9 protein-coding genes are annotated in these 12852 nt (G+C 63.6%); 7 read left to right on the top strand and 2 right to left on the bottom strand.

The annotated features are described in order from the left end of the window. Nucleotides 1-71: 71 nt before the first annotated feature. The 5 genes from ACV4UY_RS10900 to ACV4UY_RS10880 all read left to right on the top strand — a co-directional run bounded on the left by ACV4UY_RS10900 (nucleotide 72) and on the right by ACV4UY_RS10880 (nucleotide 5593). A complete protein-coding gene (locus ACV4UY_RS10900) occupies nucleotides 72-1658 on the top strand; it encodes a hypothetical protein (RefSeq protein ID WP_491607622.1) in 1587 nt (528 codons plus the stop codon). A gap of 86 nt (nucleotides 1659-1744) precedes the next feature. Further along, the gene (locus ACV4UY_RS10895; RefSeq protein WP_491607621.1) at nucleotides 1745-2575 is read left to right on the top strand and encodes a hypothetical protein; all 831 of its coding nucleotides are present in this window, start codon (nucleotides 1745-1747) and stop codon (nucleotides 2573-2575) included. Beyond that, nucleotides 2572-4014 carry a YcjX family GTP-binding protein gene (locus ACV4UY_RS10890; protein ID WP_491607620.1) on the top strand — a complete coding sequence of 481 codons (1443 nt, stop codon included), beginning with the start codon at nucleotides 2572-2574 and terminating at the stop codon, nucleotides 4012-4014. The genes ACV4UY_RS10895 and ACV4UY_RS10890 overlap by 4 nt, the downstream gene beginning before the upstream one ends. Continuing rightward, nucleotides 4011-5051 carry a TIGR01620 family protein gene (locus tag ACV4UY_RS10885; RefSeq protein WP_491607619.1) on the top strand — a complete coding sequence of 347 codons (1041 nt, stop codon included), beginning with the start codon at nucleotides 4011-4013 and terminating at the stop codon, nucleotides 5049-5051. Before ACV4UY_RS10890 ends, ACV4UY_RS10885 begins: the two co-directional genes overlap by 4 nt. A gap of 209 nt (nucleotides 5052-5260) precedes the next feature. Next, a complete protein-coding gene (locus ACV4UY_RS10880; protein ID WP_491607618.1) occupies nucleotides 5261-5593 on the top strand; it encodes an HdeA/HdeB family chaperone in 333 nt (110 codons plus the stop codon). 417 nt (nucleotides 5594-6010) lie between these two features. Here ACV4UY_RS10880 and ACV4UY_RS10875 read toward each other — a convergent pair whose 3' ends face one another. Together ACV4UY_RS10875 and ACV4UY_RS10870 are read right to left on the bottom strand one after the other, a co-directional pair. Then, entirely contained in the window at nucleotides 6011-7330 is a 1320-nt protein-coding gene (locus tag ACV4UY_RS10875; RefSeq protein WP_491607617.1) for an SPOR domain-containing protein, read from the bottom strand. Next, nucleotides 7317-8615, bottom strand: coding sequence for a J domain-containing protein (locus ACV4UY_RS10870; protein WP_491607616.1), 1299 nt, complete (start codon nucleotides 8613-8615; stop codon nucleotides 7317-7319). The genes ACV4UY_RS10875 and ACV4UY_RS10870 overlap by 14 nt, the downstream gene beginning before the upstream one ends. A 490-nt stretch (nucleotides 8616-9105) precedes the next feature. Between ACV4UY_RS10870 and ACV4UY_RS10865 the strand changes: the two genes are divergently transcribed. Next, nucleotides 9106-12276, top strand: a complete 3171-nt coding sequence (locus tag ACV4UY_RS10865; RefSeq protein WP_491607615.1) for a response regulator — start codon at nucleotides 9106-9108, stop codon at nucleotides 12274-12276. Nucleotides 12277-12469: 193 nt separating this feature from the next. After that, entirely contained in the window at nucleotides 12470-12775 is a 306-nt protein-coding gene (locus tag ACV4UY_RS10860; protein ID WP_491607614.1) for an integration host factor subunit alpha, read from the top strand. Nucleotides 12776-12852 lie beyond the last annotated feature (77 nt).

Here is a 12852-nt window from a genome sequence, read left to right as displayed (position 1 = left end):
GCCGTGGCGTTGGTGACATCTGGGGCGTGACAACCCCGTGAACCGGATTGAACCCACGCGGAGCACGCGTCATGTTCGAATGGCTGATTCATCTGCTCAACCATCCCGCGCTCCCCTGGATCGCGGCGGATCTGCTGCCCGTCTGGGCCATCGCCGCCTGGTGGTTCACCCGCGATGCCTGGCTGGATCCGCTGCGCCAGGAGATCCGTTCGGCGCGGGAGTTGTGCGACGCAACCCCGGACGAACCGGAAGCGTTCGCACCCCATCTCCGTCGTCTGCACGTCGGCATGGAGGGTCTGCCCAGGCTGGCTCCGGCCTGGCGCGCCTTCGTGGCCACCCTGATCGATCACGATACCCCAAATTCCCCGATCATGCGCGGCGTGCAACCCGCCACCCTGTTCGATCTGACCACCCTCTCCCAATCCAACAGCCACGCGGAACGGCTGCGTTTTCTGCCGTTGCAGCTGATCGGGGCCGGGATGCTGTTCACCTTCGTCGGTCTGCTCGGCGCCTTGCAGGTGGCCTCGACGGGTCTGGTGCCCAACGACCCCTCCGCCACCCAACAGGCGGTCCGTGACCTGCTCGGCCTGGCGGCCTTCAAGTTTCTCGCCTCGATCTCGGGTCTGCTCTCCGCCTGGCTCTTCTCCTGGCGCGCGCGGGTCTGGCGCGGACGGCTGGAAAAAGAGCTGACCCTCCTCTGCGATCAACTGGCGCAACGCTTCCCGTTCGTCTCCCGCGAGCAGCTTCTGCACGCGCAACTGCTCGCGATGCAACAACTGGGACAAGGGACGGGGCAACGCCCCCTGGCCGTCCGGACGGATGGGGCGCGTCAGATGCCCGTCACCCTCTCCCTGGATCCGGTGATCGCCGCCCTGCGCGAGGAGAACGACAAGCTCCGTCATCTCATCCGCGAACGGCTGCCCGACACACCGCCAACCCCCGTCCCGTCCCCCGCGCCGCTCTCCCTGGATCCGGTGATCGCCGCCCTGCGCGAGGAGAATGGCAAACTGCGCGATCTGATCCGCGAACGCTTGCCGGAATGTCCGTCCGCGCCACTGCCCATGCCGGGCGCACCCATGCTCGTCGAGGGGGCCGGCACCACGCTGATCGGACCGGATCCGACCGCCTGGCGCCCGCTGGTGGATGCCTTGCGCGAGGAGGGGCGTCAACTGACGCGGGAGCTGGCGTTGCATCTGGCACGGGAGATCCAGCCCCTGCTGGTCCGTCCGGTCGAGGCAGCGGCCATGGTGTCGCGTGGCGAACAGGAGTCGTGGATGCGGATCGTCGATCGCATGGAGCTGGCGGCCCGCTCCCTGGAGCGGCAATCCGAGGGGTTGGACGGATTGGGCGAGCTGGCCCGCGAGACGCGCCACGCCAGCGAAGGGTCGATTCGGGCCAATCGCGAGGCGGTGGAGGCGTTGGTGTCGGCGGTGGAGGGGTTCAACGAACGCATGTCCTCGAGTTTCGCCCGCTCGGCGGAGGCGCTGCTGGAGCGGCTGGCACGCAACAACCAGCAGATCGTGGCGCAGGTGATCGAAGAGTTCGATGGTGATCGGGCGCGGCAGGTGGTGGAGTCGGTTGGTCGGGAGGAAGGGGTATCGGCGTTGTATCAACAATTTTTCAGCCGTCGGACGCGCAACATCTCCGGATTGACGTGACCAGGGCGACGCGGCCCGCCTGTTCGGGCCGGACCTCTGGTGGATTTGGGATTGGCCCCTTTTTTTGAGCAGATTCAACCGAACCCATGAAGGCCCTTTCACTCGGCATGCCGCTTCTCGTACTCGATCTTCTGGTCGGCATGCTGTTTCTCGTGCTGATTCTGGTGACCGTTCAGCCCCTGCCGCGTCCGGCGGAGCCGCCGGAGGCCGAGACGCGCCGTTTGCGTGCCGAGAACACCGAGTTGTCGGCGCGGCTTCTGGCCCAGGCGGGGGATGTTCAGGGCCGGGAGGCCCCTTCCGGGCGAGATGGTGCGAAGTCGTTGCCCCCCTCCGCCGCGGCCTCGGCCTCGAGTCTGACCCTGCTGCGCGCCGAGGTGGCGGACCTGACCGCCCGCAACGAGACCCTGCGGCGCGCCCTGGAGGCGCGCGAGGCCGGAAAGAGCATGCCTGTGGATCGCACGGGGGATGAATCTCACACGGACCTCCAGCCTGATGGAAAAACGGTCGAAAGAGGCGAAAACAAAGAGAGCCTGCTGGCGGGTCGCGAGGCGCGCATCAAACAGTTGCAGACCGAGGTGTTCCGGCTCTTCACCCTGGTGGAGGAGAGTTCGAGGGAGGCCGGGGAGGCGCGTCAGGCGCGGGTGACCCTGGAGGCGCGGCTCAAGCAACGCGAGGCCCGTCTGACGGAGCTGGATCAGGAGATCGAGGCGCTGTCGGCGCGCACGCCGGGTCTGGCGCAAAGCCAGGCCTACTTCAACCAGCCGGTCACGCCTCCCGAGCCGGCAACCGCGCCATCGCCCGAAATCACCACCCCACCTCCCAAACCGGGCGGCGATCCATCCACCGACTCCCCCAGACCCCCGGCGCGACGTTTCGATCGAACCGCGCCCCGTCCTCCGGTCGCGAATCAACCATGAAGAATCTGTTACGGGTTTTTGGCTCCAAGGAAGTGAGCCGGCATGCCAATCAGGTCGGACGCCATCTCGACGAACTGTTCCATCTGACCATGGATCGCACCGTGCGGTTGGCGGTCACGGGTTTGAACCAGAGCGGCAAGACCGTCTTCACCACCACGCTGATCCACCATCTGCTGCACGCCCTGGAAGGGGCCAATCTGCCGAACTTCAGCGTGGCGAGCGAAAACCGTCTGCTCGGCACGCGGGTGATGCTGCAACCGGATCTGGATGTGCCGGCCTTCACCTACGAGCGGTACATGCGATCGCTCTTGGGCAACAAACCCACCTGGCCGGTACCCACCGATGCCTTGAGCGAGATCCGGCTGGCGATCCGGTACAAGCCGTCCGGCATCCTGAGCAGCCGTTTGACCTCCTCGGCCACCTTGCATCTGGATATCATCGACTATCCCGGCGAATGGCTGATCGATCTGCCGATGCTGCAGCTTTCGTTCGAGGCGTGGTCCGAGCAGACGTTGCGTCACTGCGAGGAGGAGCCGCGCCGTTCGTTGTCCGCCCAGTGGCGGGATCATCTGACCCGCCTGGATCCCACGGCCCAGGCCACGGATGAGACCTTGCGCGAGTCGGCGCGGCTCTATACCGATTTTCTGCTTGCCTGCAAAAGCTCGAAAGTGGGTTTGAGCTTTCTGCAACCCGGACGGTTCACCATTCCGGGGGATCTGAAGGGAGCACCGCTGTTGACCTTCTGTCCCCTGCCACCGCCCGGCGCCCATGGGGTGATCCCCGGTTCGCTGCGCGAGGAGATGGCCAGGCGATTCGAATCCTATCAGAAACTGGTGGCCGAGGGGTTCTTGAAACGTTACTTCTCCCGCTTCGATCGCCAGATCGTGCTGTTGGACCTGCTCGGTGCGTTGAATCGCGGTCCGGGGGCCTTTGCCGACATGCGCGCCGCCCTGGAGGCGATTCTGGGCCATTTCCGCCATGGCCCGTCGAATCTGTTGAACCGGTTGTTCAATCCGCGCATCGATCGGCTGTTGTTCGCCGCCACCAAGGCCGACTACGTGGCCGCGGACCAGCACCCCAATCTGGAACGTCTGCTGAGGCGTCTGGTGGCCCGTTCGGCCAACGACGCCTCGTTCCAGGGGGTGGAGATCCAGACCCAGCCGTTGGCCTCGCTGCGTTGCACCCGCACCGTGATGCGGGAACACCAGGGACGCCGCCTGTCGTTCGTGCAGGGGACGCCACGCGGTCGCGAGCGAGAGACGCTGCTTTTTCCCGGCGAGATCCCGGAGGCCCTCCCCGAGGCCGAGGATTGGGATACCCATCGGTTTCATTTCATGGAGTTCGAGCCGCGCCGACCCCCGGACACCGAAGGATTGGCCCCGCCGCACATCCGTTTGGATCAGGCGTTGGAGTTTCTGTTGGGGGATAAGTTGCGATGAGAAGCCGCCCGACCTGGACAGCTCCGGTGGAACTCTCCCCGGACCCCCTGATCGCCGATCCACCGCGCGTCACGCCCACGTTTCAACCACCCACCGAGGCCGAACCGGTCAAGGAGGAGGAGCCGGGCAACGGTTTTTCCGATCCATTGCCGCCACCTGGCGAGTCACCAGGGGCAGCCGGTTCCGGGCGACGCTGGCGCTGGTTCTTCTGGTCGTTCTTTTTGCTGCTGGCCGGCATTCTCATCGAGGAGAGCGTCCTGTTCCTCGTGGAGCAGTTCCGGCTGCATGTGGGACTTGGGTTGTTTTTCAGCGGCCTGGTGGGTGTGTTGATCTTCGTGCTGATTTCGGCGTTGCTTAGGGAACTGCGCGGGTTGAAGGCGATTCGGGCGCAGGACGGACAGCATGCCGAGGCGGCGAGGTTGATGGCCGAGGATGGTTTCGGCAATGCCCAACCCCTGCTGCGTCGGCTGGTCGATCAACACGCCGAGCGTCCGGAGTTGCGCGACGCCCTGGAGGCGTTCCGCGCCCTCAACCAGGCCCATCTGGGGGATCGGGAGGCGTTGGCGCTTTTCTCCCAGCGGGCGTTGAAACCCCTGGACGAGGCCGCCTTGCGCATCATCGGCAAGCATGCCGCCTCGGCGGCCTTTCTGGCGGTGCTCAGCCCCCTGGCGCTGCTGGACGCATTGTTGTTTTTCTGGCGCAACCTGCGCATGATGCGCGAGATCGCCCAGGTATACGGTCTGCGTCCCGGACCGGCGGGCACCGTTGTGTTGATGCGTCATGTGGCCGAGGGGATGCTGGCTGCGGGATCGGGCGACGTGCTGGCCAAATCCGCCGCCGAGGCGCTTGGGGATACCCTGACCGGCGCCGCTCTGGCGGGAGCCGGTCAGGCGGCCACCAACGCACTGTTCACCGCGCGGGTGGGTTTGCGTTGTCTGCGTCTGTGCCGACCGATTCCTTTTCCCAAGGCCGACGAACCGGGTCTGGGGCGGATCCGGAGGGAGTTGAAAGCGGCGTTGACCGGTCCGAAGGGGTGATCCGATCAAGGCGGACGGTCTTTGCCTGTCGCCAGAAAGCGCCACGGTCCGGGGGTGAGCGGGCATTCCTCCATCCTGCACGTTTCTCTCGTCCGCCGGTTGACAGTCTGGTGGTGATCTGGCATTCTCAATTCCGTACATTGATAGAATCGATTTCTCGATCTATATCATCTTCTCTTGTTACCCGATTCTATGCGAGGCGTTTTGTCATGAAAAAGTTGGTTGTTTCTTCACTTGCATTCTGTGCCGTGCTGTTGGCCATGAACCCGGTTCACGCCAGAAAGCAGAGCCAGGATTCGGGCAACATCGATTTCGGCTCCTACACCTGCGGACAGTTCCTCAAGGAAGCTGCGGAGGGAGACGAGGAGGATATCGGCGTGGTGCTGATGTGGATCGATGGCTATCTGAGCGGCGTTTCCGGGGACACGGTATGGAAGCCGAATGATTTCACCCGTTTCTCCGAGCGTCTGGCCAATTATTGCGCCTCGCATCCCAAGATGAACCTTCTGGAAGCGGCCAAGAACAAAGGGCTTCAGCACTGAAGCACCTCAAGATGCGCTCAGGAGACCCTCCCAGGGTTTCGCTTTTGACGTGACCGTTGAAAAAAAAGAGCGTCTGGGAGATTCCTCTCCCAAGGTTTCGCTTCTGACGTGACCGTTGAAAAAAAAGAGCGTCTGGGAGATTCCTCTCCCAAGGTTTCGCTTTTGACGTGACCGTTGAAAAAAAAGAGAGCGTCTGGGAGATTCCTCTCCCAGGGTTTCGCTTTTGACTTTGACTTTGATTTTATCGCGCTCTTCACAAAGAAGCATTTTTCGCGGTTCTGGCGAAAAATGCGCCGCGCGCAGCCTTGCAAGCAACCATCGTTTGCGTCTTTGGCAAACGATGGTTGCTTGCCTTGCCTCAAACGGGCCAAGCAGAGAGAAATGCGGCAGGCACGTTGCAACAAAGGCCGTTCTATCTCAACGCATCACACGCACCGGCTCGGGACGCACCCCCGGCACCTTGGCGGCCTTCTCCTGGGCGGTCTTGGCCTCCTCCTCGGTGACAAAAGGTCCGGCGGTCAGGCGAAAGAAGCGCATTTCACCCACCATCACCTCCTCTTCATGCACCACCAGACCCGCGCCATTCAACGCACGCAGCGTGGACTCCAGATTGCCGCGATCCAGAAACGATCCCAAACGGAACTCATAACGCCCCCCCTTGCCAGCCATTGATACGGACTCTTTTTTCGGCGGCTCGGACGGCAACTCCGCTTTTTTCACCGGTTCGGGCAGGATCTCCGCTTTTTCCACCGGCTCGGGTTCTTTTTTTACCGACTCGGACGGAATCTCCGCTTTTTTCGCCGACTCGGGTTCTTTTTTTACCGACTCGGACGGAATCTCCGTTTTTTTCGCCGACTCGGGCAAGATCTCCGCTTTTTTCGCCGGTTCGAACGGAATCGCCGCTTTTTTCGCCGGTTCGGGTTCTTTTTTCGCCGGTTCGGGCAAGATCTCCGCTTTTTTCGCCGGTTCGGACACGGGCTCGTTTTTCGACGCATCACGGTTGCCATCGGCGCGCTGCATGGCCTCGACCACGCGGCGGGCATCCGCATCCCCACCCTCGCGACGCGCCACGAAGGCCAGCCACTCCCGGCCCGCCGGACCGCGGGCCTGCTCGAAGGCACGCCAGGCCTCGACCGCCTCGGGAATCTTGCCGCTCCGGGCTGCCAACAGACCGCGATTGAAGGCGTGCCACGCCTGATCCGGATCCAGGCGCGCGGCGCGCTGGAAATCGGCGTCCGCCTCGGCGTACCGACCCAACCCCAACTGCACCAGCCCGCGATGACGCAAGGCGACGGCATCCGCCGGTTCGAGACGCAGGGCGTGGTTGAAATTGATCAACGCCTGTTCCGGCTGTCCGGCGGCCAGACGCGCCAGACCGCGCAGCCGCCAGAGACGCGCCACCCCACTTTCGAGGTGCAACGCGGCGGAACAGTCCTCGATGGCGCGCGCGGCGGCCTCGGGACGCTTCTTGGCCAGGGAGAGACGGGTCTGGGCCTCGCAACGCCCTTCGAGCGCGGCCAGACGCCGCTCGCGGGTCGGCTCGCCGGTGGTCAAAAGACGGGTGAAGCCGTCGATGGCGCTTTCGTGGCGCCCGGCGCGCAACTCGGCGCGGACGCTCTCCAACGGATCCGGTCCCGCGCCGGTTGGTGCGCCGGCCCAGACCACTCCGCTCGCGAACAGCCCAAGGGCCACGAGGGTCACCCACAGCCCGACCGTGATCCGCCTAACCATGTCCATGCGCTTTCATCAGAATCCCATAGGCCCGGTTGATCTCCCGCATCTTCTCGTGCGCCAAGACGCGCAACGCCACGCCCATCGAGGCGAGCCGGTCCGGGTGGTAGCTCTTGACCCGCGTCCGGTAGGCCCACTGGATGCGCTCGATGGTCGGCTCGCCGCGAATCCCCAACACCCGGCGCGCCAGACCCAGCTCATCCCAGGCCGGAATCAACGCCTCCTCCCGCCCCTCGGGACAATACCACGCCTCATCAGGCGTCATCGTCCCCCCATCCTCGGACCCCGGCCCAGGCAAAAGGTTCCCGGAGGTCGCGGACGCCACGGCCTCGGACTCCTCTTCCAACAATTGGATCAAACGCCGCCGTTCCGCCTCCAAACCCTCCACCCGCTCCTGACTGGTGGCCAGGGCCTCCTCCATCATCATGCGCTCGCGTTGCGCACGCCGCAATGTCTCCCGCGCCTCGACCCCCTCCCGTCGCGTCGCCTCCAGCGTGGCCAGGGCCACATCCCGCTCGGCCCGGATCCGGGTCAACTCCCCTTCGGCCCGCTCCAGGCGGCGGTTTGCGGCATCGCGCTCGTCGGACACCTGACGAAGCGCCAGCCGCGAGGCCACATCCCGCTCGCGCAACAGCTTCATCTCCCGGCGTGCATCCGCCAGGGCGAGCCGCTCCTCGTGACCCGACGCAACCGCGCCGCTGCCGCGCCCAACCGACAAAGCCGCGCCATCCCCGCGTCCAGCCGCCGCAGCCCCGCTCGCGCCGGTGGCAAAGAGCGACGCCGGATCGTTCACATACCCGGAGATCTCGATCACCCGCTCACAGGATAAGACCACCATACCGCCCACGCGCGGTTCGCTCTCGTAGCACACCTCCCCATCCGCCACGCGCAACCGGTGTTCAAGCCCACAGACCGGACACGCCCGACCCGCGTCAAGCTCCTCCCCGGCCACCACCAACCAGGCATCGCAACCATGACAGCGCACCCGATAGAAACGCCGGCGGCGCTCCCCCGGCCCGAGCCGCTCCACCACCCGGCGTCCGCGCGCCTCGTGGACCAGACAGCGCCGCCCGTTGACCAACTCCATGGCGATCGACTGGGCGCAGTTTGGGCAATTTTGTTGCCAGCGGGTGGCGGCCTCCGGGTATTCGAAAGCCATCTCCTGCGCGCATTGCGGGCAGAGACGGGTCAGTCGGCGCATGCCAACCGGCGCGGTTGCCTGCTTTTCATCCACTTTGGGGGGTCGTGGGGCCTCGGAAAGGGGATTGAGCCAGGGATTGGCCGTCTGCATGCCGATTTTCTCCGCCCATCGATGGGATTCGAGGGGTCAAGCGAGGATTTCTTGACCTTTGCATACAATTATCGTGCATTTCGATAACTCTTTCAACCGCGTCCGGTCGCGATCACCCACTTGATGGTATCCACCTTGGCGATCTCGACCTCCTTGGCACCACTCCGCCTTGACCAAATCCACATCCCCCTTCGTGGCCAACGCACGGCACCCTCTTCGACAGTGAAGGATCATCTTGTCTGCAAGGCTATCCGAAAGCGCCACTTCGATCCAAGAAAATCCATCCCAACCGGGTACCCCGGAGCAGAGGCAATCCGACCCGTGGCGTGAAGATCGCCCCATCACCGCAAATGGATATCATTTATACTATAATTGCCAAAACAAACACTTGTCCCCGCGACCGTTTCGCGGTAATGGTATCTATTTCCAGAATTGCCTGAATTCGGGACCACTCCCGAATCGCCCCCTCTCCTCGAACTCGGGAGCACCCGTGAAAAAAATCCTCCTGGTGGAAGGTTCCAAAAGCTTTGCCGCCCTGCTGCGGCAGCGCATCGAAACGGAACTGCATTTCCAGGTCTTCTGGGCCGCCACCATGGCCTCGGCCAAGGATATCGTGCGCCAGGAGGGGAGCGACTTCTTTCTCGGCATCCTCGGGCTCTACCTTGCCGATGCGCCCAACGGCGAAATCGTCGATTACATCCAGTCCCTCGACATCCCCTCCGTGGTCTTCACCGGCGAAATCAAGGACGACGTGCGCGCCAACGTCGTCTCCAAACGGGTGCTCGACTACTTCATCAAGGACAACGCCAGCAGCATCGACGCGGTGCTCTACTTCATCGACCGCCTTCGCAAAAACGCCGCCATCAAGGCCATGGTCGTCGATGACTCCAAAAGCTCTCGCTACCACGTCGGGCAGTTCCTCAAACGGTGCAACTTCCAGGTGCTCGAGGCCGCCGACGGCCCCGCAGCCCTCGAACTGCTCCTTGAACACCCGGATGTGCGCCTGATCCTCGTGGATTACGAAATGCCGGGCATGAACGGCTTTCAACTCATCAAACGCATCCGACCCCGCCACACCCGCGATCGCACCGCCATCATCGGTCTCTCCTCCCACGGCAGCACCGACATGGCCACCCAGTTCCTCAAGGCCGGCGCCAACGACTTCTTGACCAAGCCGTTCCGCGACGAGGAGCTGCTCTGCCGGGTCTCCCAGAACATCGAGATCATCGAAAAGAACGTCCACTTCGAAAACCTCGTGGCCGAACGCACCAGCCGTCTCATGGAGGCCCACGAACAGCTCAAGAGTCGCGAAAGACGACTCGGCTCCATCCTCAACACCGCCCTCGACGCCATCATCACCGCCGATGCCAAAGGCCGGGTGATCGGCTTCAACCCGGCGGCGGAAAAACTCTTCGGATATTCGTCCCAGGATGCCCTCGGCAAGACCGTCGCCGAGCTGATCATCCCGCCCGATCAACGCGACGGACATCTCTCGGGCATGGAACGCTGGAAGGCCACCGGCACGGACCGGAACGGCAATCTGCGCCGCCGCATCGAGGCCCCGGCGATGCGCGCCGACGGCGAGATCATCGACATGGAAATGGCGCTCACCTCGGACATGCTCGACGGCGACACCATCTTCACCGCCTTTCTCCACGACATCACCGATCGCAAGCAGCTGCTCAGATCCCTGGAAGAGACCCTCCAGGTGGCGGAAAGCTCCAATCGCGCCAAAAGCGAATTCCTGGCCAACATGAGCCACGAAATCCGCAGTCCGATGAACGCCATCATCGGCATGACCGATCTGGTGCTCGGCACCGAATTGACCGAAGTGCAACGCGACAACCTGCTGATCGTCCAGAACGCCTCCCAGACCCTCCTGGACCTGATCAACTCCATCCTGGATCTCTCCAAGATCGAGGCCGGCAGGTTCAAGCTCGAAAACATCCCCTTCGATGTCCATGGCCGCATCGGCGCCGCCTGCGAAACCATGGCCATCCGCGCCTATCAGAAACGGATCGGTTTCCACTGCCGCATCGCCCCGGATCTGCCCGAAACCCTGGTGGGCGATCCGTTGCGCCTCTCCCAGGTGATCATCAATCTGATCGCCAATGCCATCAAGTTCACCGAAAAGGGCGAGGTGGTGTTGAACGTGCAACGCGCCTCCGAGGAGATCGACGGCAACGTGCTGTTGCAATTTTCGGTGTCGGACTCCGGCATCGGCATCCCGGCGGATCGCCTGGATCTGATCTTCGACCGCTTCACCCAGGTGGATGGCTCGACCACCCGCAAATACGGCGGCACCGGTCTGGGTCTGACCATCTGTCGCAGCATCACCCATCTGATGGGCGGAACCATCTGGGTGGAGAGCACGCTGGGTGAAGGGAGTGTCTTTCACTTCACCGCGCGCTTCGCCACCGGACGCCGCGCCCCGTCGGGCCAGGAGGCGGTCATGGAGGCCCGTGGTGGTGGCGGGGACACCTCCCTGCCCATGGCCGGATTGCGCATCGTGGCCGCCTACGACAATCCGACCGGACGCGGCATTTTAAGCGATCTTCTGGGCCAGGCCGGCGCCCAAACCACGATGGTGGCCGATCTGGAGGCGCTGCGCGACGTGCTGCGCCAGGCGGTGGAGCGTGGCGCGCCCCATGATCTGCTGATCGTCGATTACCACCTGCTGCGCAACGCCGAAGCCGTGCCCCCGGAACTCTCCCAACGCGATGGCTGGAAAAATCGACCGGTGGTCACCGCACCTCCCGCCCGTCGCGTGGAAGAGACCCTGCTGGCCGATGCCTTCTCCGATGCCGTCCCCTTTTCCGAACCGGTGCTCCGTTTTCCGCTGCTGCGCGCGGTCAACCGCGCACTGGGACGGGTGACCGCCTCGGCCCCGCCACGACGCATCGGTGGCCGGCGCCCGATCACCCTGCGCATCCTGGTGGTCGATGACATGATCAACAACCAGAAGGTGGCCCTCAACCTGCTCGAGCAGGCCGGTCACGAGGTGGCCCTGGCCGGCAACGGCAACGAGGCCCTCGCCATCCTCAAGACCAAACCCTTCGACGTGGTGCTGATGGATCTGCAAATGCCGGAACTCGACGGCCACGAGACCACCCGACGCATCCGCGCCGCCGATCCGGAGCAGTTCCCCAACACCCGCACCCCCATCATCGCCTGCACCGCCCACGCCCTGGAGACCGATCGGCAGCGCTGTCAGGAAGACGGCATGAACGGCTTTTTGCGCAAGCCCTACCGCGCCGAGGAGCTGCATGCCGCCCTCGAGCCCTTCCTGCGCAAACCAGCCACCCCCGCCGCGGAAAAGGCCGACGCGCCGACCGGCATCGCCGCGGTCCTCAAGCCCGTGGAAGGGGATCCCCAGGAGATCGACCGGCAACGCCGCGCCTTTCTGGAACGGGCCCCCGAACAGGCGTCCCGGCTGCGCAAGGCCCTCCAGGCGAATGACTTTCATCAGGCCCAGGACGAGGTGGAGTGGTTCAAATCCTCCTCCGATCGCATCGGCGCCTACCGGGTGAAATGGCAGGCCATGCGCCTGCGCGGACAGGTGGAACTCAAGAACACCCCCCTCTCCCTCGCCCAACTCGATGCCATGGAGGAGGAGTACAGGAAAATCAGCGCGATCCTCGATGCGCCGGCGAACGAATGAAGCGCATCAATTAAAAAAACCCTATTGCAAAAAGTGATAATGGCTCTTGCGAATATAGCGGATTGCAGGGCATACTGTGGGGCATTATGCCAAAATGGCCGATTCGTCGCGCACCGCGTGGAGAGCGAAGTGTCTGCGGACGGGAATCAATGATAAACATTCCATGGAGCAGTTGGAATTCAAGGGGAAGGATATGGCAACGACTACCAAGGCGGATCTGGTCGAAGCGGTTTATGAACGCATCGGGCTCTCCAGACCCAAATCGACCGCCATCGTCGAGCAGGTGTTCGAAATGATCACCCAGCGACTCGAACAGGGAGAAACCGTGAAACTGTCCGGATTCGGAGTGTTTTCGGTGCGCAGCAAACGGGCCCGTCCGGGCCGCAACCCCAAAACCGGTGAACCCATCGAAATCACCAGCCGCAAGGTGGTGACCTATCGGGCCAGCCCGCTGGTTCTCTCTGGAGCCGATGGCGATGGCGAGGCCGAACCGGCCTGACAATCTTGCAGTCATGACCTGGATCCACGACGATCCGGGGCCAGTTGGCATGGGTCCGATGATCTCAACCAGTCGGA

Source organism: Candidatus Magnetaquiglobus sp. (assembly GCF_058402785.1).
This window is presented reverse-complemented; position numbering and strand designations above follow the sequence as displayed.

Excerpts from the sequence above, each read along its gene's own strand:
- ACV4UY_RS10900 (WP_491607622.1), top strand. The coding sequence starts at position 72 with ATGTTCGAATGGCTGATTCATCTGCTCAACCATCCCGCGCTCCCCTGG.
- ACV4UY_RS10895 (WP_491607621.1), top strand. The coding sequence starts at position 1,745 with ATGAAGGCCCTTTCACTCGGCATGCCGCTTCTCGTACTCGATCTTCTG.
- ACV4UY_RS10890 (WP_491607620.1), top strand. The coding sequence starts at position 2,572 with ATGAAGAATCTGTTACGGGTTTTTGGCTCCAAGGAAGTGAGCCGGCAT.
- ACV4UY_RS10885 (WP_491607619.1), top strand. The coding sequence starts at position 4,011 with ATGAGAAGCCGCCCGACCTGGACAGCTCCGGTGGAACTCTCCCCGGAC.
- ACV4UY_RS10880 (WP_491607618.1), top strand. The coding sequence starts at position 5,261 with ATGAAAAAGTTGGTTGTTTCTTCACTTGCATTCTGTGCCGTGCTGTTG.
- ACV4UY_RS10875 (WP_491607617.1), bottom strand. The coding sequence starts at position 7,330 with ATGGACATGGTTAGGCGGATCACGGTCGGGCTGTGGGTGACCCTCGTG.
- ACV4UY_RS10870 (WP_491607616.1), bottom strand. The coding sequence starts at position 8,615 with ATGCAGACGGCCAATCCCTGGCTCAATCCCCTTTCCGAGGCCCCACGA.
- ACV4UY_RS10860 (WP_491607614.1), top strand. The coding sequence starts at position 12,470 with ATGGCAACGACTACCAAGGCGGATCTGGTCGAAGCGGTTTATGAACGC.